This is a genomic window from Haloferula sp., from assembly GCF_049672945.1.
Taxonomy (GTDB): domain Bacteria; phylum Verrucomicrobiota; class Verrucomicrobiia; order Verrucomicrobiales; family Akkermansiaceae; genus Haloferula.
The window spans coordinates 1-23,766 of record NZ_JBATWY010000090.1 but is presented as its reverse complement, the minus strand read 5'-3'; the positions used below and the strand labels follow the sequence as shown (position 1 = coordinate 23,766).

Annotated in this window: 20 protein-coding genes; 6 read left to right on the top strand and 14 right to left on the bottom strand. The window is 58.2% G+C overall.

Going from position 1 to position 23,766, the window contains the following annotated elements:
• Positions 1-3: 3 nt before the first annotated feature.
• The 12 genes from cobA to WBG04_RS07835 form a co-directional block, all read right to left on the bottom strand.
• Positions 4-1,515: a uroporphyrinogen-III C-methyltransferase gene (cobA, locus tag WBG04_RS07890; protein ID WP_424313860.1), complete on the bottom strand. Its 1,512-nt coding sequence runs from the start codon at positions 1,513-1,515 to the stop codon at positions 4-6.
• A complete protein-coding gene (gene hemC / locus WBG04_RS07885) occupies positions 1,512-2,435 on the bottom strand; it encodes a hydroxymethylbilane synthase (protein ID WP_424313859.1) in 924 nt (307 codons plus the stop codon). Before hemC ends, cobA begins: the two co-directional genes overlap by 4 nt.
• Positions 2,432-3,424, bottom strand: coding sequence for a glutamyl-tRNA reductase (hemA, locus tag WBG04_RS07880; RefSeq protein WP_424313858.1), 993 nt, complete (start codon positions 3,422-3,424; stop codon positions 2,432-2,434). Before hemA ends, hemC begins: the two co-directional genes overlap by 4 nt.
• Complete coding sequence (ccsA, locus tag WBG04_RS07875) at positions 3,424-4,188, bottom strand: cytochrome c biogenesis protein CcsA (protein WP_424313857.1); 765 nt, start codon at positions 4,186-4,188, stop codon at positions 3,424-3,426. The genes hemA and ccsA overlap by 1 nt, the downstream gene beginning before the upstream one ends.
• An 89-nt stretch (positions 4,189-4,277) precedes the next feature.
• A complete protein-coding gene (gene mnmE, locus WBG04_RS07870; RefSeq protein ID WP_424313856.1) occupies positions 4,278-5,600 on the bottom strand; it encodes a tRNA uridine-5-carboxymethylaminomethyl(34) synthesis GTPase MnmE in 1,323 nt (440 codons plus the stop codon).
• A 22-nt stretch (positions 5,601-5,622) separates the two neighbouring features.
• Positions 5,623-7,332, bottom strand: coding sequence for a hypothetical protein (locus WBG04_RS07865; RefSeq protein ID WP_424313855.1), 1,710 nt, complete (start codon positions 7,330-7,332; stop codon positions 5,623-5,625).
• 321 nt (positions 7,333-7,653) lie between these two features.
• Positions 7,654-8,745 carry a histidinol-phosphate transaminase gene (hisC, locus tag WBG04_RS07860; RefSeq protein WP_424313854.1) on the bottom strand — a complete coding sequence of 364 codons (1,092 nt, stop codon included), beginning with the start codon at positions 8,743-8,745 and terminating at the stop codon, positions 7,654-7,656.
• Between the two features lie 124 nt (positions 8,746-8,869).
• On the bottom strand, positions 8,870-9,880 hold the full coding sequence (locus WBG04_RS07855) for an ABC transporter ATP-binding protein (protein ID WP_424313853.1): 1,011 nt from the start codon (positions 9,878-9,880) through the stop codon (positions 8,870-8,872).
• Complete coding sequence (locus WBG04_RS07850) at positions 9,877-10,869, bottom strand: ABC transporter ATP-binding protein (RefSeq protein ID WP_424313852.1); 993 nt, start codon at positions 10,867-10,869, stop codon at positions 9,877-9,879. The genes WBG04_RS07855 and WBG04_RS07850 overlap by 4 nt, the downstream gene beginning before the upstream one ends.
• Before the next feature lies 1 nt (position 10,870).
• Positions 10,871-12,916 carry an ABC transporter substrate-binding protein gene (locus tag WBG04_RS07845; RefSeq protein ID WP_424313851.1) on the bottom strand — a complete coding sequence of 682 codons (2,046 nt, stop codon included), beginning with the start codon at positions 12,914-12,916 and terminating at the stop codon, positions 10,871-10,873.
• The gene (locus tag WBG04_RS07840; protein WP_424313850.1) at positions 12,913-14,481 is read right to left on the bottom strand and encodes an ABC transporter permease subunit; all 1,569 of its coding nucleotides are present in this window, start codon (positions 14,479-14,481) and stop codon (positions 12,913-12,915) included. Before WBG04_RS07840 ends, WBG04_RS07845 begins: the two co-directional genes overlap by 4 nt.
• Positions 14,482-14,509: 28 nt before the next feature.
• Positions 14,510-15,829, bottom strand: coding sequence for an ABC transporter permease (locus tag WBG04_RS07835; RefSeq protein ID WP_424313849.1), 1,320 nt, complete (start codon positions 15,827-15,829; stop codon positions 14,510-14,512).
• Between the two features lie 434 nt (positions 15,830-16,263).
• On the opposite strand from WBG04_RS07835, the gene WBG04_RS07830 reads away from it, so the two are divergent.
• The 5 genes from WBG04_RS07830 (at position 16,264) to radC (ending at position 21,306) form a co-directional block, all read left to right on the top strand.
• On the top strand, positions 16,264-16,890 hold the full coding sequence (locus tag WBG04_RS07830; protein ID WP_424313848.1) for a PEP-CTERM sorting domain-containing protein: 627 nt from the start codon (positions 16,264-16,266) through the stop codon (positions 16,888-16,890).
• Positions 16,891-17,079: 189 nt separating this feature from the next.
• On the top strand, positions 17,080-18,702 hold the full coding sequence (locus WBG04_RS07825; protein ID WP_424313847.1) for a peptide ABC transporter substrate-binding protein: 1,623 nt from the start codon (positions 17,080-17,082) through the stop codon (positions 18,700-18,702).
• Positions 18,699-19,619, top strand: coding sequence for an ABC transporter permease (locus WBG04_RS07820; RefSeq protein ID WP_424313846.1), 921 nt, complete (start codon positions 18,699-18,701; stop codon positions 19,617-19,619). Before WBG04_RS07825 ends, WBG04_RS07820 begins: the two co-directional genes overlap by 4 nt.
• Positions 19,616-20,611 carry an ABC transporter permease gene (locus WBG04_RS07815; RefSeq protein WP_424313845.1) on the top strand — a complete coding sequence of 332 codons (996 nt, stop codon included), beginning with the start codon at positions 19,616-19,618 and terminating at the stop codon, positions 20,609-20,611. Before WBG04_RS07820 ends, WBG04_RS07815 begins: the two co-directional genes overlap by 4 nt.
• A gap of 5 nt (positions 20,612-20,616) precedes the next feature.
• Positions 20,617-21,306 carry a RadC family protein gene (gene radC, locus WBG04_RS07810; RefSeq protein ID WP_424313844.1) on the top strand — a complete coding sequence of 230 codons (690 nt, stop codon included), beginning with the start codon at positions 20,617-20,619 and terminating at the stop codon, positions 21,304-21,306.
• Here radC and WBG04_RS07805 read toward each other — a convergent pair whose 3' ends face one another.
• Together WBG04_RS07805 and cysE are read right to left on the bottom strand one after the other, a co-directional pair.
• On the bottom strand, positions 21,307-22,296 hold the full coding sequence (locus WBG04_RS07805; RefSeq protein ID WP_424313843.1) for a hypothetical protein: 990 nt from the start codon (positions 22,294-22,296) through the stop codon (positions 21,307-21,309). It lies immediately after the preceding gene.
• Between the two features lie 69 nt (positions 22,297-22,365).
• Positions 22,366-23,226 carry a serine O-acetyltransferase gene (cysE, locus tag WBG04_RS07800; RefSeq protein ID WP_424313842.1) on the bottom strand — a complete coding sequence of 287 codons (861 nt, stop codon included), beginning with the start codon at positions 23,224-23,226 and terminating at the stop codon, positions 22,366-22,368.
• On the opposite strand from cysE, the gene WBG04_RS07795 reads away from it, so the two are divergent.
• Complete coding sequence (locus WBG04_RS07795) at positions 23,225-23,638, top strand: RrF2 family transcriptional regulator (protein ID WP_424313841.1); 414 nt, start codon at positions 23,225-23,227, stop codon at positions 23,636-23,638. The two genes, cysE and WBG04_RS07795, sit on opposite strands and share 2 nt — an antisense overlap.
• Positions 23,639-23,766 lie beyond the last annotated feature (128 nt).

Below are 23,766 nucleotides of genomic sequence, written 5' to 3'. Positions count from 1 at the left end.
GATTCAAGCCTTGGCAGCCCACTTGCTGATGGCCGCTACCAAACCGGGAATATCGTGCTTTTTTGCCTCAAAAGCCGGCTCAACGCCATGCTTGCGCAGCGCCTCACTCGTCACGGGTCCGATACTTCCAGCGACGCAGTCCTCCGGCCAGGGCAGGCCGAGTTTGAAGAAATTCTCGGCGGTCGAGGCTGACGTGAAGGTGATCAAATCAGCACCCTCATCTTTCAATCTGGCAACCGCCCCGGTCGGATCCTCCGTTTCAGGGACAGTCCTGTAAGCAAGACATTCATCAACGATCGCGCCTTGGGCAATCAACCCGTCATAGATGACGTCGCGGGCTTCCTCAGCCCGGACCCAGAGCACCGTCAGGTTCTCAATGGATTCCTTTTCGAAAGCCTTCACCAAACCTTCAGCCACAAACTTCTCCGGAAGCAAATCCACTGCAAAGCGGTATTCCTTCAATTTGGCGGCCGTACCCTGCCCGATCACCGCAATCTTTGGATTCCCTAAACTACGAGCATCCTCGTAGATCGAAAAGAATCCATCGAAGAAGCGTTCAACACCATTGGGGCTGGTAAAGACCAGCCAATCGTATTCGTGGGCGTGGGCGACGCCCTCCGCGAAACCTTCGCGATCGGTTGGAGCCTCGACACGAATGGTCGGCAACTCGACCACATCGGCACCCAAGCCCGCCAACTCGCGACTCAGACCACCCGCCTGCTCGCGCGTCCGGGTGACCACGATCCTCTTTCCGAAAAGCGGTCGCTTCTCAAACCAGTTGATCTTCTCGCGCTCATTCACCACCCCACCGATCACCGCCACGGCCGGGCTCTTGAACTCCGTCCGCTCGGCGATATCGGCGATATCGGCAAGAGTTCCCGTAATCGTTTTCTGGGAACCCGTCGTCGCCCAGCGCACCAGGGCGATGGGCGTATCGGGGGCAGCCCCGCCTTCCACCAGCGAGGAGGCAATCTCGCGCAAGCGAGCCACTCCCATCAGAAAGACCCGCGTCCCCGGCGTCTTCGCCAAATGCACGTAGTCAATCGAGCTTTCGCCCTTGGTCGGGTCTTCATGACCCGTGAAAATCGTCAACTGGGAGCAGTGATCGCGGTGGGTCACGGGAATACCCGCGTAGGCAGGACCCGCAATTGACGAACTGATGCCCGGCACGATCTCAAAGGCCACACCCGCCGCCGCCAACTCTGCCGCCTCTTCGCCGCCGCGCCCGAAGATCATCGGATCACCGCCCTTGAGACGAACCACATTCAGCCCCTCCTTGGTTTTCTCCACAATCAGATCGTTGATCCCCTCCTGGGAAAGCGCATGATCCCTGGCACGTTTGCCGACGTAGACCTTCTCGGCACCCTTTTTCATCCAGCGAAGAATCTCCGGACTACTGAGAGCATCGTAGATGACGACATCGGCCGTCTCGACACATTCCTTTGCCCGCAGTGTCACCAATCCCAGATCGCCCGGACCGGCACCAACGAGATAGCAGATTCCTTTATTCTTCATGCAAGGTTTTCGTAGAGTTGACGTGCGACTTCAAACGGATCGCTTCCGCTGGCTTTCGCCGATTGCGGTTCTCCTCCTTCGTCAGGGAAGAGCCTCGCCGCCATATCCAGGCGACCATCGTTAAGGGAACTGAAAACGCCAACCGGCGTGTGGCAGCCGCCATCAATCAGGCGGAGAAACTCACGTTCGGCACGCGCTCGAAGAAAGGTCCCGGCGTGGCAAATCGCTGCCACCCACTCACGGGCAGCGTCGTCATCCGACCGAATCTCAAATCCAATGGCGCCCTGACCCGCTGCGGGGAAAAACCGCTCCTCTGCGAGCGGGTCGAAGTGCAAGGCCTGTCCGGCAAGTTCACAGGGCAACTCCATGGAGTAGCCCAGTCTCCGCAGACCGGCCTCGGCGAGCATGATCGCATCGTAGCCACCTTCGGCGAGTTTTCTCAGACGCGTCGGCACGTTGCCGCGAATGTCAGAAATCTTCAGATCGGGCCGCAACCACTGCAACTGTTTCGCGCGGCGGACACTGCTCGTCCCAACGGTCGAACCAGGGGCAAGTGCCTCGATTCCCCCAGGGTCTTTCGTGACCAGCACGTCGCACACCGGGGCACGCTCGAGGGTTCCGACGATCTCAAAAGCCTCATCCACCACGGTCGGCACATCCTTCAGTGAGTGCACCGCGATATCGACTTCTTTGGCTAACAGCGCCACTTCCAGCTCTTTGGTGAACACTCCTTTATCAAGCACTCCTTCCGCCTTCGCCACCTCGCTCAGCGCCACATCAGTGCGCCGGTCACCAGTCGTCCGGATAACCTGCCGCTGGACCATGTCATCGGGAAACGCCCGGATCAGAGCACGCTCCGTCGCCGCTGCCTGCACGAGCGCCAGATCACTCCCCCTTGTTCCGATTCGGATCGTCTTCATGTTCCCGGCAGGTTCAGCTTCTTCAGTTCCACCTCGATCATCTTCTCACATTCCTCAATCTGCTGCTCGCGGCGCTTCCTCGCCTCGGCCGCAAGCTGCTCCAAGGTGTCGATGTCGTAAAGATACACTTCCTCGATCTCCCCCACTTTCGGATCGATATCTCGCGGCACGGCGATATCGATGAGAAACAGCGGTCGAAATTTTCTCACCCGTCTGACTGCCTCGACGTGAAATGGCTGGACGACGTGATGCGGCGCACTCGTCGACGAGATCACCACATCCACCCCGGCCAGCACCCCCTGCCACTCGTCGAAGTGCACCGCGCGTCCTCCCATCTCATCGGCCAGTTCCTGAGCCCGGTCAAAAGAGCGATTGGTCACGAAAACCGATGAGGCCCCGCGGGAGACCAAGGCCTGCGCGGTCTGCCGACTCATCTCACCAGCCCCGATCACGATCACCCGGCAGCCCTTGAGGTTACCAAAGATCTTTTCGGCGAGCTCCACCGCGCTCCCTGCGACCGAGGTCGCCCCGACCTGGATGCTCGTATCCGTCCGGATCTTCTTCCCCACCCCAAAGGCCCGCTGAAACAGCCGGTTGAGCACCCCCGAAGTCGCACCAGCAGCGTGCGCCGCGCGATAGGCATCTTTCACCTGGCCAAAAATCTCCGTTTCTCCCAGCACCATCGAATCAAGCCCGCTTGCCACCCGGCAAAGATGGCGCGCCGCGTCCATTCGGTGCTTTTCATACCAGTGCTCGAAATCGCCCTGCCCGAGTTTCTTGCGCAAGGACTCCGCCACGATCTCGGCGGAGTCACCCGCCAGATAAAACTCCGTCCGATTGCATGTCGAAATCACGACACCCTCAGCGATGCCTTCGAGGGCCAGCAACTCGTAAGCCGACTCGCCCAGGCGGCTGGGCGTGATCGAGAAACGCTCCCGGACTTCAACGGGTGCGGTTCGATGATTCAATCCGACGCAAACGAGTTCCATTAGATGAAGGCGAAAACCGAGAGCGACACGACAAACAACAGAACGACCGCCAGTGAGAAACGGCGGCCCGTGATGCCCCTCACTTGTTTAACGACGATCAGCGCAACATAGGCAGACCAGACCACCACCGCCGCAATCAGGTGATCCGCATCACCTGTCCGCCCCATCATGAAACCCGCCACGACCCCCACGGTCAGCATGACCATTCCCAGCCACAACAGGCGCTCCATCGAGATCAGCAACTCCCTCACCGGGGGAAGGTTCCGGAACAAGCCGGAATTCAGATGATGATCTTTCAATTGTCGATCGAGAACGAGGAACATCACCCCCGCGACCGCTGCCAGCGCGAGCGCGCCATAACCCAGCACCGACATCGCCGAATGCGTTTCCCGCCAAGCATCCGTGCCAGGCACAGGCTCGGGGCTGGCATCCAGCATCCCGGGAATCAGCGCGATTGCCTGAAACACGACCACCACCGGTGCCGAGAAGACTCCCAGCAGCGAGATCCGATAGGTCGGCCCCACCACCAGATAAAACAGGGTCAGCGACCACGCCAGAAACGCCAGAATCTCCCCGATCCCAATCAGTGGGCAGGCTCCTCTTGCCTCTCCGCGCAGCCAGAGAAAGCCCATCTGGGCAAGGAAAGCCCCCGCCATCCAGGGAAAAGTCCAACGGCTTCGGTGGTTATGCCGCAGCGACATCATCCCCGTCACACCGCCAATTACGGCCAGCAGGGTTGCAGCGATCAAAAACCAACGGTCCACGCCCCCTCCCATGCCCCCTCTGCGGCATTCGCGCAAGCGCAAGCCGCTTCACTCCGTCAGCGAGCAGGCAGTCTAAGCCATCAGGCAGGTCACTTGCCAATGCAGAAGCGGCTGAAGATCGAACCCAGAATTTCTTCGGTATCAATCCGGCCCGCAATCTCTCCGAGGTAATCCATCGCTTCGCGCAAATCCAAAGCGGTAATCTCCGGCTCGGCGTTTGCTGCCAGACTCGCATCAGCGCGCTGCAGGGCTTCATCGGCGCGCATCAAACGGTCACGATGGCGCGCATTGATCGCCACCGAGTGCTCGCCCCAGTCCGCCTCGCCCAGATCGGCCAGATCGCGAATCTTCCCACGAAGTTCTTCGAGACCACTGCCATCGAGGCAAGAAACCCGGACGCCATCCATCGCCGCCCAATCAGGATGCTCTCCCAGATCGCATTTATTCTGCACCACGATCCTTCGAGCCACCTCAGGCAGCCGTGCCGGCATCGCGCCAGCCGCAGGAAGTGTCGCATCGACCACCACGATCAGCAGATCGGCACGCTCAGCCTCTTTGATCGTCCGCCGGATTCCCTCCTCCTCGATCTCGTCGCCTGCCTCGCGCAAGCCAGCCGTATCCACCATCCGCAACGGAACGCCCGCGATCACCAGCATCTCCTCGATGGTATCTCGGGTGGTTCCCTCGGTACCGCTGACAATCGCTCGTTCACTTCCGAGCAGTTGATTCATCAAACTCGACTTCCCGGCATTCGGCCGCCCGCAAATCACGGTCCTCAGTCCTTCACGAAGGATTCTTCCCTGATCCGCAGTCGATAACAGGGAACCCATCTCGGCCCTCACCGCGCTGATCCTCCGGCGCAGGGCCTCGCCCGTCTCCGGGTCGATGTCTTCCTCCGGGAAATCGATCCATGCTTCAAGATTGGCCACGGTATCGATGAGTTCCTGACGTAGCTTCTCAGTCTTTTCACCAATCCGACCCTCTAGCTGTTCGTGTGCTGCCCGCAGTGCCAGATCACTCTGCGCGGAGATCAAATCCATGACCGCTTCGGCCTGGGTGAGGTCGAGCTTGCCATTGAGGAATGCCCGCTCCGTAAACTCCCCCGGTTTGGCACTCCTTGCTCCGCATTCCAACAGACGCGCGAGAACCTTGCGCGTGACCAGCCTTCCCCCATGGGTCGCGATCTCTGCAACGGTGTCTCCGGTATAACTTCGCGGTGCGAAAAACAAGGTCACCAGCACCTGATCGATCACCGCGCCCCCTTCATCCCTCACTGTCCGAAGCACCGCCCGTCGATCCGTCCAATCAGCGCGGCAGTCACAGGCACGGGCCACAATTTCCGCCGCCTCAGGTCCGGAAAGCCGAATCAGTGCCACCGCGCCAGTTCCGCCGGCCGTGGCTACGGCGGCCATCGTATCACCAGACGTCATGGAACTACGGCGCGACCGCCTCGCCTCCCACTCCGAGGAATTCCCAACAGATGAAGCGGCTCACCGAAAGTTGCGGCGTCGCTTCGTCGGACCACGCCAATTCAATCGTAGCAGTCTTTGCCACCACCCGGCCGTCCTTGGTTCCACGCCAATTGAGAATCGAGAATGCGCGCCCAATCTCCGAGTCCCCGGGAACATTGACCCTCACGGAGTCGTCGGAGCGATGGGCTGGATCGGCGATCAAATAAGTCCGATGCCCAGCGGGCGCATTGCGCTTTTCGGGAACCGTTTCCGAAACAATCACGCGAAACACCTCCTTGCGGCCCGGCACCGGCAGCTCCAGAAAATCCCTCAGCGTCCGGTCTTTGGTTTGAACGAAAGTCTCCCAGTCCAGCTTCATCCCATCCTCGCTGCGCTTGAACAAGGCATGGACCCGCAGCGACTCCGTGGTGAAATTGTTCGAGCGTCCCACCGAAGCCAAAAGCATGTCCGGCTCACGGAGTTGATATTTGACGTCGAGGGGTGCCAGGGGCGTGAAAAACTCACTCAGTTCATAGGCTGGCGGCCGATCATAAGTCAGCATGAAGATCCCACGTTCCTTGTCCTTCATGGTGAGCGGATAAACGGAGAACGCCGATTCGGGTGTGTCCGAATCATCGATCTTGTTTCCATCATAGTAGTCCTCCATCTCGGCGAGAAGACCCGCGCCTCGGATCGATTGACTGGCTTTCCCCGACGCTGTCGTGGCTTCAAGAAACTCCGCGAGAACCTTGCGGGCATCAACTTCCCAGCCCGTATTCAAATACTCCATCTCTTTCTTGGCCGCAGCACCCGAGGTGTCAACGACGACCGCTTCCTCCGAGTTCTTAAGAATTCCGGGAACGATGAAATAGGCCGCGGCGGCGACAACGATCAGCACCAGTGCCACCACTAGCGGCGTCTTCGATCGCTTGGCTTTCTCCTTCTTCGCCTTGCCTGATTGAGTTGACTTGCCGTCTTTCGATGGTCGTTCGGCAAACGGATCTTCGACGTCACCCTCGGTCTCTGGAGTTGCCGAAGGGGTTTCTGAAACCGCAGCGGAAGGCATTGAGGTCTGAGTCGATGACTTGCTCGGCGCAGCGGGGACATCCTTACTGGCCGCTTGAGCAGCCTCAGCCGCAGCGAGTTTCTCGTGCTCGGCTCGTTGGCGAGCTTCGTTCTCTGCCGCCTTCTCCAGTCGCGCCTTTTCTTCGTCGGCCTTGACTGCGGCGAGGCGATCCTGCTCGGCCTTTTCTGCTGTGGCCTTAGCCTGAGTGGCAATCGCCGCCGCAGCAAGCGCCTGCTCTTCAGCGGCCTTGGCTTTGTCTTTGCTCTCGATTTCGGCTCTTGCCTGAGCGGCATGACGTTCCATCTCCGCCTTGGCTTCGGCAGCTTGGCGCTCCATTTCAGCCTTGGCCTCCACCGCTGCTTTCGCCTCCGCAGCTGCTTTCGCCTCCGCAGCTGCTTTCGCCTCCGCCGCCTTGCGCTCCTCCTCTGCCTTGGCTTCGGCTGCCGCTTCCGCCGCCTGGCGTTTTTCTTCTGCTTTCGCCTCGGCTGCCGCTTTCACCTCTGCCGCCTTGCGCTCTTCCTCGGCCTTGGCCACTGCTTCCGCCTCAGCCACCCTTCGGGCTTCCTCTTCTCTGGCCGCCTTCTCGGCCGCGATCTTTTTCTCGGATTCCTCACGAATCCTGTCCATTTCCGCCTTAGGCGGCAGTGGTGGCGGAGTTGCCGCAGGACTTACGGCCGTTGGCGGCTCGGAAAGAATGGGACGACCGAAAATCGGATCCAGCTCCGAGGGCAAATCAGGGCCCGGAGAAGTGATTTCCCCCTGACAATGAGGGCACGGACCTGTGGTAGCAGGCAAATTCGATGGGACGAGGATCTTCCCATTGCAGTGCTTGCAGCGAAATTCACGCTGATCTCCATTTCCCCCGGGACTCGACATCACAAATTAGTTCGGATCTTTTAAACGCCTGAGTCGCTGCTGTCAAACCAGCCCCTGAGAAGTCATGCCGTTTCAGGCCAAAACTTCGTCCAAGACCTCAAGGCAGCGCCGGTTCTGATCCATCGTTCCGACCGAAATACGCACCCATTCAGGTAGTTTGTAGCCGCGCATCGCGCGAACGATCACGCCTTTCTGAAGCATCGCTTGAAACACAGCATCTCCGTCCCCGACCTTCACCAGCACGAAATTCGCGACGCTCGGCACGAATTCCAGACCGCGCTCGCTGAAGGCCTGCTGCAGCATCTCGAGTCCTCGACGATTGATTTCCCGGGTCTGTTCGATGTGAACCTCATCGCTCAAGGCGGCCAAAGCCCCCGCTTGGGCAATCGCGTTCGTATTGAAGGGTTGGCGGGCCTTTTGCAGTATCTTCGCCACGCTCTCCGAAGCCAATCCGTAGCCAATCCGGAGCGCCGCCAGTCCGTGAATCTTCGAACAGGTTCGAAGCACACAGACGTTCCTCCCCTCCCTCACATATTTCAGCGTGTCCGGCGGCGTTTCGAGAAACTCGTAGTAGGCCTCGTCAAAGCACACCACCACATGATCCGGGACGCGGGCCATGAAACGATCAATCGCTTCCTGATCCACCATCGTCCCCGTTGGATTGTTGGGATTCGCGATGAATACCAGCCGGGTTCGCTCGGTAATCGCATCCGCCATCGCATCCAGATCGTGGACAAAGCCCGGATCCGGCACCTCAACGTATCGCGCTCCGAACAAGGTCGCCATCAACTTGTAGACGACGAAGGCGTGCTCGGCAGCGATCAGTTCCGCCTCGGGATTTAGAAAGGTGTGACACAGCAACTCGATGATTTCGTTCGAACCATTTCCGAGCACCACGTTTGCGAACTCGACATTCTGGCTTTCGGCAATCGCCATGCGCAGCTTGTAGCCACCGCCATCAGGATAGATGTGGGAATCCTCCAAAGCCTTCTTCATCGCCTCCTTCGCCTTCGGCGATGGTCCAAGCGGATTTTCGTTCGAGGCCAGCTTGACGATCCGCGAGGGTTCGAGGCCCAGTTCTCGGGCCGTTTCTTCAATCGGCTTACCTGGTTCGTAAGCAACGAGATCGCAAACGAAGCGGTTGGCGGAGGACTCAATGGACATGCGGCGAAAACTATCCCGCCCCACCAAAGCCGCAACCCCGAAAGAAACGGAGTGGCGCTCTCCCGAGCTCCATGAGTGGGCAAGGCGGCTTTCAGTCGCCCATTCGGCAATCAAATCCCCAAAACTAGCCTGCCATTCCCCTCACCTTCTCCCAATCCGACTCTTCCAGACAGCAGGGATCCGCGGCCACCCAGTGCCCCGGCTCAATCTCCACCAACGACAGCTCCATTCCAACCGTCTCCTCGTAGCGCGGATGTTCGATCCGCTTGCCAAAGGCACTCCCCTTCGGGGGATCGATCGGTGAAGGCACATCGCCCTCCAGCAACACCCGCTCCACCTTGCGCGATGGATCCGGATGGGGAATCGCCGAAATCAAAGCCTTGGTGTAAGCGTGCTTCGGATTCCGGTAGATGGTTTCGGCATCCGCCAACTCGACGATTTTCCCGAGATACATCACGGCAACCCGATCCGAGATATGCTTCACTACCGCCAAATCGTGAGCGATGAACAGATAGGACAAGCCCATTTCATTCTGCAGCTCCAACAGCAGATTCATCACCTGCGACTGGACCGAGACATCAAGCGCCGATACCGGCTCGTCCGCAATGATCAGTTTCGGCTTCAGGGCGATCGCACGTGCGATCCCGATCCGCTGGCGCTGCCCCCCGGAGAACTCGAAGGGATAACGATCCGCACTCGACGAAGGCAATCCCACCCGATCCAACAACTCGGCCACTTTCTTCTTCCGCTCGATCCGGTTTCCACGGCGGTGGATGATGAGCGGCTCTTCAAGAATTTCGGCAATGCTATGACGCGCATTGAGCGATTCCACAGGATCCTGAAAGATCATCTGCAAGTCTTGCCGCATCGAACGAATCGAACCCCGCGAGGCCTTCGTAATGTCGCGCCCATTGAACACCACCGACCCGGCATTGGGATCCACCAAGCGCACGATTGCCTTCCCAAGGGTCGACTTGCCACATCCCGATTCACCCACCAAACCCAAGGTCTCACCGACGGAAATATTCAGCGAAACCCCGTCAACAGCCTTAACCGTCTTGGTCTGACGCATCAGCAAGCCACCCCTTACCGGAAAATGAACCTTCAGGTCCTCAACGCTTAGAAGCTCACTCACGTCGCCACCTCCTCACCGTGATAGCATTTGGGACAAACCTCCACCCAGTGCCCCTCGGACACCTCGAAGAAACCCGGTCGCTCGCGCAGCGTCGAGCCCTTCCGATCCATCCTCTGACAAAAACGACATCCCGGAACCAGATCCACCAATGAGGCGACCATGCCCGGAATCGTCGGCAGCACCGACTTGGTGGGCGTCTCAAGTCGGGGAATCGAAGCCAGCAAGCCTCGCGTGTACGCATGCAGCGGATTCGCGAAAAGTTTCTTCACAGGAGCACGTTCGACGATCCGTCCCGCATACATCACCGCCACCTCGTCACAGTTCTCCGCGATCACGCCGAGATCGTGGGTGATCAGAATGACCGCCATGCCCATCTCGGCCTGCAGCTTCTTCAAGAGATCAAGGATTTGCGCCTGAACCGTTACGTCCAGCGCCGTCGTCGGCTCATCCGCAATCACCAGATCCGGCCGACAGGCAAGAGCCATGGCAATCACAACTCTCTGGCGCATGCCTCCTGACAGTTGATGCGGATAGTCGCCCATACGCATCTCGGGCGAAGGAATCTTCACCAGTCGAAGCATCTCCAGGGATTCCTCCCATGCCTTCTTCTTGCTGATGCGCTGATGAAGTCGGAAACACTCGATCAACTGCTTGCCGATCCGTTGCACGGGATTAAGAGCCGTCATCGGTTCCTGAAAAACCATCCCAATTTCCGCCCCCCGGATCTTGCGCAGCTTGCGCGCCGGTAGCTGCACGAGATCGACCCCCTTGAACTCGATCTCTCCGGAAAGGATGATCCCGGCCGGTTGCGGCAGCAGTCGGGTAATCGACATCGCCGTCACGCTTTTTCCACATCCCGACTCCCCGACAATCCCCAGCGTCTTTCCCTTCCCGATACTGAAGGACACATGATCGATCGCACGGACCAGACCACCTTCCGTTTCAAAGGCGGTGACCAGATCCCTGACTTCTAGCAAAGCTTCCTCCATATCAGTTCTCGCGGTATTGGTCGTAAACCTTGTTCACCTCCGGGAAGCTCCTTCCTTCACGCTTGGCCTCAAGGGTCTCATCCTTCATCTCCTCATCAATCCAAAGCACGTGATTCATGTCCGGAAGATCACCCATCATCACATTGAAATCATCTGGCCACCGCACCCAGCGCCAGTAGCCCAATCGATAGTAAGGCCGCTTGAAGGCAGGCACCCACACCGCCCGCTCATGAAAGATCCGCTCTAACTCCCGACTCGTCTCAATCACCACATCGAGACTCGTCGCATTGCGATTCTCCTCGAGGATGACGTCCACCTCAGGATCCGCGAAGAGCGAGATGTTGTTGGTCATGACCCGCGGTGTCTTGCCGTCCTCTTCAAAGGCCTCTTTCGAATGGAACTGTTGGTAGTAGTCCGGCGTCATCGGCTGCCCCACGCCCCAGCCCATCAAGGAAATCTCATGTTCCTTTCTGAGCACCTGCTGGAAGGATGCCGATCCATCCATCCCATTGAGCCTGAATTCCACTCCGGCCCGCTTCGCTTCCTCGGTCAACCGCAACACCATCGCTTCCAGCGCCGGAATCTTCGCATAGCTGAGATCGAAGCTCAGCCTTTCCCCGTCGGCATTGCGCAGGATTCCGTCGGGTCCCGCCTCATCAAATCCCGCCCGCGCAAAGGCTGCACGGGCCTTCTCCACCGAGTAGGGTCGCGTCTTGAGATCGGTGTCGGAGATCCCGGCAAATCCATCATTGAGCAGGGAAAGGCGGTCCGCGTCGCCCCGCAGGTCCAACTCAATGACCTTTTCCCAGTTCGTCGCATGCTGAAGCCCGATTCTCACGTCAAGATTGTCGAGCGGTGCGCGGCTCAAATTGAAATATAGCCCGCGCGAGACACGAGGGTAGACATTATAAAAGGTCGCCCGCTCGATATAGCCCTTGAACACATTCTCAACCTCGGTGTCTTCATACCACTTTTTCGGATCCCCAAGCAGGTCAAAATCGATATCGCCCTGCAGGAACATCTGAAAAGCCTTCTCCGGATCCCGGACCAGCCGGAATTCAATCCGATCGACATTAAAACGATTTCTGTAGTATTTAAGGTCACGCGCCCACCAGTCAGGAACACGGCTCAGGGTAATGGACCTCCCCTTCACCACATCCTCCGGCTTGATGATGTAGGCACCGGTCGTCGGCCTCGTACGCCAATTGTAGCGCGCCTCGAAGTCAGGCCCGAACTCACGGTAAAACTCCTCCTGGGAGGCATTCATCGATGCGAAGAATGGCGCAATCGGTTTTGGGTAGGCATTGCGGACGCAAAGGTAGTCCTTTCCGTAGCTCGCAATTCCCCAGTACTGCTCGCCGTAGTAGTTTCGGTAGAAACTAGGCGTCAGGTAGGAGGAAAGGTAGATATACATCGACATCATGAAGTCGCCCGAGGTGACCTCCTTCCCGTCCGACCAGCGGGCCCTGTCATCAATATGGAAATAAACCGATTGCCCGTCTTCCGCCACCGCCCAGCGATCAGCCAGAGCCGAGATGACATTGCGGGTATTCGGATGAATCGAAATCAGACCCATCTCGTTGTCGTCCCAGTGGTAGGACCTGAAGGAATTATTCGACTCTTTCCCGACCGAGCGGATCGACCTCGGGTAGGAACTACCTAAGAAGTAGGTATGGAGGGTTCCACCTTTTTTGGCGTCGGGAGAACCCAGATCCGGATCGTCAAGATTGGTGGTCCATTCGAGATTTTCGGGCAGGTCGCCCTCCTCAAGACGCTCGAAAAAGGCCGGGCGCTCAAGTCGTCGCTTTACCCGGGCCAGCTCGTCTTCAACTTCCTTCCGCTTCTCTTCTTCCAGTTCCCCGGCTAGGGTTTCCGTCAGCTCCCCCTGCTGCTTCTCCAGCTTTTCCAGCACACTTTCGTTGTAACGCTCCTCGAACTTCAGGCGCTCTTCGGTATTGTCATAGGGTGCCCACTGACGGTTCTCCCGGCAGGCAGGAATGAGCGCCACCATCGACACGAGGATCAGGACTTGGATCGCGACTTTCATTGGTAGGTGGTGAAGGTTCGGGGATCAAAGGCCTCACGGATCGCCTCGCCAACAAAGGTCACAAGCAGGAGAACCAGCACCAGCATCGCAAAGACCGAACTCACGATCCACGGCGAGCTCAAGTTGCTGACACCATCGTTCAACAAACGACCCCAGCTCGGATAGCGGTCGGGCAGCCCGAACCCAAGGAAGTCGAGCGCCGTCAAGGAAGTGATGACCGAGGACACACTGAATGGGATCAGCGTCACGATCGTCGCGATCACATTGGGAAGGATATGGCGGAAGATCACGCGCCGTGTTGGAGCGCCAACAACGCGGGCCGCGTTCACGTAATCCCTCGCCTTCTCCTTGAACGTCGCCGTCCGCAGATAGGTCGCCACCCCTATCCAGGAGAAGATGCAGAACACCAGCAGGATTGTCCCAAGCGTCACCCGGTCCCTGCCAAGATTAGCAATGATGATCATGATCACCAGCAGCGACGGCACATTGCTCATGATCTCCATCACCCGCTGCATCACCAGATCAAAGACACCACCGAAATATCCCATCATGGCTCCCATGGCGACCCCGATCAGATAAGTCATGAAGATATACAGGACCGAGGCCTTGAATAGCACCTGCATCCCACCGTAGAGCTGGGCGAGAATATCCCAACCCTTGGAATCGGTACCAAGAAAGTGTCCGGTTTCAATATCGGGCGGCAAGGGCGCATAGATCACCTCGGCCCAACGTCCCTCCTTCATTTCCACCTCGTCCTCTACCGAAGTGCTGAGCCGCTCTCCGTCAGACCACTCTTCGCGACCGGCCATCTCCCCGACCTCATCGTAAACCTGGGCGGGCCCGGTAAGCTTCCCTCCCCGAATCCGGCCGCTGCGCACCTTCAACTCCCGGTTGCCTTCCTGGAAGGCGACCGCAAACCCGTTGAAGGGGTCCTTTCCCGAAGGTTCGTGAATGACGCCATTGATCAGCACCAGCTCCTTCGTCACTTTCTCATCCGAGTCGAAGGACTGATCCCACGGAACCAGTGGCATGATGACCAAACTCTCTGGCGACTCCGTCTTGAAGCGTTTCTTCAGCTCGCGAAAGTTGGCTTCTTCGGCACTCTCGCCCCCATACTCGTTATCAAGGTGAACCCGTTTGTCGAATGCGGGAAAACTCCACTCACCCTCGTATCTCACCACCAAGGCCCTCTTTCCCACCAAAGTCTGATCCAGAAGAGAGATGAAGAACAGCAGGCCCAGCAACTTCAGGGATCCATAGCCACGTCCGATCGACTTGAATCTCGCCATCTTCCGGACCGTCAATGGATTCCATTGGAATCCTCCACCCCGTCCGATCAGCACCAGGCCCAGCAGGAACAGCAGGCCACAGGCGACGTTGCCAATGATTTCACCCTGATGCTCCCGGAGCCAGGGCCAGTCGATGCTCCCGAACCAGGAATCCCTGACCTCCGCATCAAGAATCTGGTCCGGCGTCGCGCTGAACGAATAGAGCCACCTGAGACTCGGCAGGGCATATCCGAAATAATCGCTCACCGCCGCCAGAGCCGCGGTAACGATAAGCATGATGCCCAGTTTCCTCGGAAAGTTCATCTTAGTTATAACTCACTCGAGGATCCACCAGCGCCACGCACAGGTCCGAAAGCACGTTGCCGATCAACATCAGGGCCGAAGACACAAACAACACGCCCATGATCAGCGGTTCATCGCGCTCGAGGAGCGCATTGAATTGCAGCAAGCCGAAGCCGTTGATGTCAAAGACCCGCTCAATCAGGATACTTCCCGTGACCAGCAAGGTGATGTTTCCTCCAAAGGTCGTTGCAATCGGAATAATGGAATTCCGGAACGCGTGTTTGAAAACGGCCGACCGGAAAGGAGCCCCCTTGGCAGTTGCCGTTCGAACATAATCGGAAGCCAGGTGCTCCATCAGATTGTTCTTCATCATCAGCGTCATGAACGCGAAGCTCCCGATGACATAACAGACCAGCGGCATGATGCCGTGATCAAAGACATCCCGCAGCTTTCCAGCCGGACCCAATTCGTGAAAACGGTCTCCGGGGAACCCGCCGAGAGGGAACCAGCCGAGCTTCGCACCAAGGTAAACGACCAGCAGTGAGCCGAGCGCATAGCCCGGAATCGCATAACCAGCGAAAACCATGACCGACGAAACATTATCCAGCCAGCTGCGGTGCTTGATCGCCTTGACCACCCCCAATGGCAAACAGATCGCATAAATCAGCACCATGCTGATCCCACCGAAGAAAATCGATACCGGCATCCGATCCATGATCATCTGGCCCACGGGATCCTGGTATTTCTCGGACGCTCCCAGACTCCCCTGAAGCAAGCCATCCCGCCCCGGACGGTGGAGCACCGCCCGCCAAGCCAGATTCTCGGGCACTGCCACACCCTTCATCCAATTCTTCCAACTTGCCGCCTGATCTTCCGGTGACCTCAGCCTCACCTCCCAGGGGTCGATGAGCTCAGGCGCGTCGAGGTCGGCCCCCTCGGCGTCGAGCAACTGCTTCGATAACCCGCCACCCTCCTCCCTGATCACTCGCACGGAATAAACCGTCCCTGGCATGGGGATCACGACCTCTTTCTCCCCATCCGCGAACTCCGCGCCTGCTTTCTCCAAATCCTTCTTCGTCAAACCCAACCAATCGCCATAGCCGCGAATCAGACTGCGATCCCTCTGATACTTCTCCTCGATCTCCATCACTTGAGCGGCACTCAGCACCGCCCCTTCCGCGGCCCTCGCTCGCCGCGCACCGCCTTCCCCGCCGAGCAATTGGGTCAATTCCTGCTCCATCGGTCCCCCAGGCGCCTTACGCTGAATCGTGAACACCAGCAGTGTGATCCCGACCAGAGTCAGCGGGATCAGGAGCAGACGGCGGATAAAGTAGGCTTTCAAACAGGCAGGAACAGCGGGACTGCCCGACTACTAGCAAGCCGCCAACACCTTGCAAGCTCGTGCAGGACCAAAACCAATCGGCATGACACACCCGGACTGCCCGCATTCGATAAAAATGAAGTCACAACCAGCCTACAGCTCCCCTCGTCAAAAATGCCCAACCGACGACGACTTGCAACAAACTAGTAATGAAATGCGACACAGTCCTCACCTTTTTCCCTATTTCCAAGCAGGAGGTCCACCGAACTCCCATTTCGCCATTGGAGGGGATTTGATTGAAATTCAGCAGATCAGAATCATCGACCTCACAAACAAGCAATTTGGAACCACCGTGGCAGAGAAAAGTGTTGATCTATGCGGTCGGGAACCCTTTACTCGCGGCGCCGTTGGAAGTTTTGCTGACCGCCAACAACGCAACCTCCTCGAAATTTCTCATGAAGCTCCCCGTAATTTCCTTTCTAGCTGTCGTAGCCATCCAAGCGTCCGATGCGACCGTCATCGCGGTCGACATCAACTCGAGCGAAAATCCGACTGCGACGCAGACCGACTTTGCTGCCTTGGTTGTCGGCCGGAACGATGGTGCAGGAAGCCTCACCACTGGCGGCATCTTGTTCACCGTGGTAGGCGGTGCAGGCTCTCGAGACCGGAGTGGTCCGAACAATCTGACTCGGGACACTGCTTTCCCGGCCACCGCTGCAGGTTCTCAAATTGGAGTAACTTTCGGGGGAGCTGGCGACCTCCCTGCTGGCGAGTGGAAGCTTGAGGTTTGGTCCCACGACAATGACGGCGGTACTCCTGTCGGTGATCTCCTCGTCGGCGTGACGATCGGTGGAATCGAGCAGACTCCAGTCAGCGCGACATCTGGGGGAGACATTGATCCTCCCGCGGCCGTTGTGATGTTCACCAGCGATGGAAGTTCTGCCTACGGTCTCTATGTCGAAGAAGACAACACGAACAATCGTGCCCGCCTGAACGGCTTCCGACTCACTCTTGTTCCGGAACCTTCGGTTGCACTTCTCTCCGGTCTTGGTGTCTTGGCTCTCTTCAGGCGCCGCCGTTAAACGATTGCGGTCTTCCTACCAAATCACTTTCAAAGAGCGATCTCCTCAAAGAGATCGCTTTTTTCTTGGCCCAAGTCGGTGCCTCGTCGCAGAAGAAGCCTTCAGTAGAGCGGAAGGCTTCGGAAGTTTTCTAAGCAGACCTGACTTTTTTCCTGCACCTCAGCCCTCGGCGTCGCTAATTCCTGTGCAGTGATTCGTCTGTTCCAGCTTCTTGCCCTCTGCTTGGCCATTTCCGCCTGCCAAAAGGAGACTCTCGTCGAGAAAGCCAATCGCGAGGGCATCTTCCTGATGGGAAATGGCGCGGAGCCAAAGTCCCTCGATCACCAGATGGTCACCGGAGTCCCCGAGAGCAAGATCGTCGGCGCACTTTTCGAAGGCCTGGTCGGAGACCACCCCAGCGACGATGCCGCCACCCCACCCGGTGCCGCCGAGTCATGGACCCACAACGAGGACATGACCGAGTGGGTCTTCAAACTGCAACCGAACGGCCGCTGGTCGGACGGCGCCCCCGTCACCGCCCACGACTTCGTTTTTTCCTACCATCGAATGCTCTCGCCAGCGCTCGCTGCTCCCTATGTCGAGATGCTCTACTTCATCGATCAGGCCGAAGAATTCAACAAAGAGGAAATCACCGACTTCGAGAAGGTGGGCGTCAAGGCCCTCGACGACCTCACCCTCCAAATCAAACTCAAGGAACCCGTCCCCTTCCTTCCCTCCCTCACCCGCCACTACACTTGGTTTCCGGTTCCACGTCATGTGATCATCCAGCACGGTGAAATGAGTGACCGCTTCACCGACTGGTCGGAATTTCCAAATCTCGTCGGCAATGGCCCCTTCAAACTCGCGGTGTGGCGTTTCCACGACCTGATCGAAGTGGAGCGCAACCCCTACTATTGGGATGCCAAGAACGTCCACCTCAATGGCATCCGCTTCCTCCCGATCGAGAACCCCTACACCGAAACCCGCGCCTTCCGGGCCGGTCAGCTTCACACCACCTACAGACTACCGACCGATCTCATTCGCGACATGCTCGAAAATGAGCCCGAGCAATTGCGCCAGGAACCCTATGTCGGAACAGTTTTTATTCGATTCAACACGACTCGCCCGGCACTTTCCGACCCGCGGGTCCGTCAGGCCTTGTCGATGACGATCAATCGCTCCGACTACTGCGAGTACATCGCCGAAGGCTACACTCCAGCCACGTCCCTTACCCCTCAGATGGGCGAGTATTCGGCAGAACCAATGCTCGAGTTCAATCCTGAGAAGGCAAGGCAGCTCCTTGCGGAAGCAGGCTATCCCGATGGCGAGGGCTTCCCGCGTTATTCCATCCTGATCAGCCGTCCTGCCGCACGCGCCGGCGCCGAAGCGCTGCAAGCGATGTGGCGCCAGCATCTCAATATCCTCGTCGACATCCAAAACAAGGATTGGGGTTCCTACATTGGCGCCCAGCAATCGCTCGACTATGACATGGCCGCCGCCGGCTGGATCGGTGACTACCTCGACCCCACAACTTTCCTCAACATGTGGACCGAGGGCAACGGCAACAACAACACCGCTTGGCACAACGAACGCTACGAACAGCTCCTCGACGAGGCAGCCGTGCAATCGGAGCCCGCTCGCCGTTTTGATCTCATGCGACAAGCCGAGACGATCCTGATGAAAGAGCAACCGATCGCCCCGATCTCGTGGTATGCGCGCAACTACCTCCTGCGCCCCGAAGTCAAAGGATGGTATCCGCTGCTGCTCGACAATCATCCGTGGAAATCCGTGCGCCTCGAATCATCGGCAAGCCCCTCCATCTCGACCGAATGATCCGCTATCTTTTCAATCGGCTGCTGCAGGGCGTGATCGTCCTGATCGTCCTGTTCACGCTGACCTTCTTCCTGGTCAAAGCGCTGCCAGGCGGTCCTTTCCAAACCGAGAAGGCAATTCCCGAGCACGCCAAGGCCCGCATGGAAGCCTACTACGGCCTTGATAAGCCGATGCCCGTCCAGTTCGTCAAACGGGCCACCAACCTGCTCAAGGGCGACCCCGGTGTCAGCTTCCGACTCGAAGGCCGTGAAGTGAGTGAGATCATCTCCCAAGCCTTCCCCGTCTCCCTGCAACTCGGACTGGTTGCGATTACGATCGCCATCGGTATCGGCATCCCCCTCGGCGTGATCGCCGCCTGGAAAAAAAATACCATCCTCGACTACTCCGCCATGGCCCTCGCCATGATCGGCATCTGCCTGCCATCATTCGTCATCGGGCCCATCCTTGCTGATCGATTCGGCCAGAAATGGGAAGTCCTGCCCGCGATGGGCTGGGCGACGCTCAACCCGCTCTTCTGGATTCTACCGGCCATCACCCTCGGTCTGGTCAGCGCCGCCTACCTGTCACGCCTCACCCGTGCCGGCATGCTCGACACCCTGAATCAGGATTTCGTCCGCACGGCACGCGCCAAAGGAGTCAGTCAAAAAGACATCCTCATCCGTCATTGCCTGCGCGGTGGCCTGTCTCCCGCCGTCGCCTACATCGGCCCTGCCTTTGCCGGGATCATTTCCGGATCGCTGGTCATTGAAAGCGTCTTTGCCCTACCCGGTCTTGGGACCCACTTCATCAAGGCCATTGAAACCGGCGACGAACCGGTCCTGACGGGAATCGTCCTGCTTTTTGGCATTCTCATCATCCTCGCCAACTTCGCTACCGACCTTCTCGCCTTCTGGCTCAACCCACGACTTCGTTCATGAGCGCCGCCACCGCCAACACCCCGCTTCCAATCGAACAGGGCAGCTCGCTTTGGAAAGATGCCGCGCTGCGACTGCGCCGAAACCATGCAGCCATCTCGTCACTGGTCATTCTCACGCTCATCTTTCTCGCCTGCCTGATTCTACCGTCCATTCCCGGTCTGCTCCCAGATCCCAATGCCCTCGACCTCCCTAACAAGAACAACCCGCCAAGCGCCAGTCACTGGTTTGGCACCGATCACCTCGGTCGGGACATCCTTTCGCGCGTGCTCTACGGCGGAAGGATCACCATCGCCGTCGGCCTCATTACCACCACCGTCTCCGTTACCATCGGCGTCTGCTGGGGCGCCATCGCAGGCTATGTGAAGGGCCTCTTCGACGATTTCATGATGCGGATCGTCGACATTCTCTATGCCCTTCCCTTCCTCGTCATCGTGATCCTGTTAGGTCAGACTCTCGAACCATTGACCAACGATCTCACCGATTCCACCGTCGGCCTGATTGCGGGAGAAGGAGCCTCCATGACGAAGGAAAACGCGACTCGGACTTGGGTTGAACCGATCACCTCCCTCGTGCCGCTCTTCCTGGCGATCGGGGCACTCTCCTGGTTGACCGTCTCCCGCATTGTCCGCGCCCAGGTCCGTAATGTCGCCAGTCAGGATTTCGTCGAAGCTTCCCGCTCTCTTGGACTTGGGCACTTCACCATCCTCTTCAAACACATCCTGCCCAATTCGCTCGGTCCCATCATCGTTTACACCACGCTGACCATTCCCAGCATCATGCTGTTCGAGGCAACCCTTTCCTTCCTCGGTCTGGGGGTCAAACCACCGAATAGTTCGTGGGGCATTCTCATCAGTGAAGGGGCCGACCGCATGACCGCCAATTTCTGGCTGCTCTTCTTTCCCTCACTGTTCTTCGCGACCACCTTGTTTGCCCTGAACTTTCTCGGCGATGGTTTGCGCGATGCCCTCGACCCGAAGTCATCCAAGGACTAAGCTCCATGTCGCGGATCCAGGATCTTCCCGATGACGACAGGCCTCGCGAGAAGCTGGCACGACTCGGCGCCGCCTCCCTCAATAACGCCGAGCTACTCGCCCTGTTCATCGGTTCCGGAAACAAGAACCGCAACGCAATCGAGATCGGCAACGACATGATCCGTCACTTCGGCTCGCTTAACGCCCTTGGCGGAGCTGGACTGGATGAACTTCTCAGCTGTCCGGGTATCGGACCGGCCCGCGCCAGCCTGCTCGCCGCTGCCTTTGAATTGGGTGCTCGTGTCGCACGCGAACACATTTCCCAGACCACCCTCGATAGCCCGGAGCGGATCCACGAAGCATTCGCCCCCCAGCTGGCGTGGCTCGGACAAGAACGTCTGCTGATTGCCACAGTCGACAGCCGACTGCGCCATACCGGCACCATCGAAATCAGCTCCGGCACCCTCAACGAGACCAGCGCGCATCCGCGCGAAGTCCTTCGTCCGGTCATGCTTCGAAACGCCTACGGCTTCATCCTCATCCACAACCACCCTTCTGGTGATCCGGGCCCAAGCCAAGCCGATCGCCAATTCACCAAACGACTCGCGGAGGGTGCCGAGCTCCTTCAACTTCGCTTTGTCGACCATATCATCATTGGTCGCCCCGACCACGGACGCTCGCCCTACTATTCCTTCCGCGAAGCCGGGCTCCTCTAATCAGTCCTCGTGCGGAATCCAGTTCCGGGACTTCTTCACACGGAACGATCCCTGCATCTTCTTCTCCGGCCCACCCCGCTTGCCCTCACGCTTGGTCAGGGTCTGCACCGTTTCGTACTCCTCGCGAAGGATGACCGGATGAAGCAGCGATGCCCAGATTTTCCCACTTGTAATGGAGATGTCCGTATCCTGATGAGAACCGTCCACTTGTAGCTGATCGTCCACGCGCATGTCGCCGGTGATCAAGAAGACTCCACAAGGGTGACCACCAACGGCCTCGGATCCATCAAACCTCAGCCGGACTCGACCACTAACATCAAAGGGGTCGAGAATCTTGAGGGCGCTTCCAGTGAGGACAATTTCATCGCCCGCTTTCCAAACACGTGAAGATGAAAACCACTGGACTCGTGGATGCCCACCCGTCTCAACCATCAACTGCGGCACCCCTCCCTCAAGACTATCGGCCCACACCGCCTTTTTGAAGTCAACCGCGCCAGCACCGAGGCGCGCGCGCCAACCGCTCTCGGTAAGCGCAAAGCTGAGCGACTCCCCCTCCAGCTCGGATACCCGGTCGGACTCCAACTTGGGAAGCTCTCCAGACTCTTCATCTTCTGCAAGCACCCGACGACCTGCCGCTTCCAGTCGTAGCTCAAACAGCCCGGGATTTTTCGAGCACCAAATCTCGGTCTCTGTTTCGAAATTCAAGGTCGACGCATTTTTTCCCAAGGCAGAAACCTCGACCACCCGGACATTCTGATAGTCCAAACTCTGAATCATCCGAACCTCCAGCCGCGGCGGAAAAGGAAGATCACGTCGGAACCTTACGCCGTCATCGGAACGGGAGACCAACGCATCCAAGGCTTCGCTCACCTCACCACCGGGAACGATCTCAGCGTTCCCGGCACCAGAACTTCCGAGCAAATCCTTGGCACTCCTGCAGCCTCCTGACGCCAACAGCGTCAAAACGATACAAAGAGTCCTGATGAACATTCGCTGGGCTTAGCATCGCCCATCCGGGATGGCGAGCGCGATCCCTCTTTCCGAAAGCCCTATTGCCGATCACATCATGGCCCGACAGAACAATTGCTGGTCCATTTCCAAGGCTGGCGCATCCTCCCGACTTACCCCCACGACCTGTGCCGGCACGCCTGCCACCGTCGAATGGGGTGCCACATCGCTCAGCACGACGCTGCCGGCTCCGATCTTGGCACCCTCGCCCAACTCCACTCGTCCCAGGACCTTCGATCCGGCACCAAGGAGCACTCCCGATCTAACGATCGGATGACGATCCCCCGTTTCCTTGCCTGTGCCTCCAAGAGTCACTTCATGAAGGATCGAGACATTGTCTTCAATAATGGCCGTTTCTCCCACCACGAAGCTGGTTGCATGATCAAGCAGGATCCCGCATCCGATTCTTGCCGCCGGATGAATGTCCACGGCAAAAACCTCGCTCGCCAGGCTCTGGAAATACAAAGCCAACTCCTTCCGCCCCTTCCCCCACAATTCGTGAGAGACCCGGTAGGTCGAAATGGCCATGAAGCCCTTGAAGAAGAGTAAGGGTTGGAGAGGCGAGTCGCAGGCGGCGTCGCGCTCGACGATCGCGCAGATGTCCCTCGCCGCGCTCTCAACCAGCTCCTGACTCTCGAAGATTCCCCCCAGCAGGGGATTCAGCTCCTCACGCGTCATGTCCTCCCGGGCAAGCTTGCGCGCCAGCCGGATGGCAAGAGCCTCGCCCAAGGAGCTGCGACTGAGGACAACATCATCCAAAAGCGTCCGCAGCCCGTGCTCATCCTCAACAATCGCCTCGGCTCGCTCTCGGATCTGGCTCCAAACCGCATTGACGTCGACCGGCCGTGACTGACAGATGCGGACATCCTTCACGCTTTCCGCCTTACCTTCTGTGTGTTGCTCTGAATTCATGCGGATTTCCCAAAAACTCGACTATGCCTGCCGCGCCATGGCCCAACTGGCCAAGCGCTATGATGGGCAGACTATTACACGCCTGGACGAGTTGGCGCAACGGGAAGCCGTGTCCTCGAATTTTCTTGTTCAGATTCTCAACGACTTGCGACGGGGCGGACTCGTCGAAAGCCGCCGCGGAAAGGCCGGAGGCTACCATCTCTCACGCCCACCCGAAGCCATCAACCTTCGTGAAATCGTCGAATCCGTGGAACCCTCACTGCTCAACATCACCACCCATACCGAGGGAGAGAGCGGCTCCGCGGTCCGCCAAACATGGCAAGCCATCTCGGATCGCACACGCACTGAGCTCGAGAGCATCGATCTCAAACAGCTCGCGGAAGGAGGAAACGAACCCATGTACTACATTTAACGTAGAGCCCGTCCCACAATCGGATGATTTGAGCACAAGGATCTACGGGTCTTCCTGAATCTGGTGGATGAGCTTCGAAATGAGGGCGGATCACATCTTTCTTGAGCGATTTTCTCGGTCTGGGATGC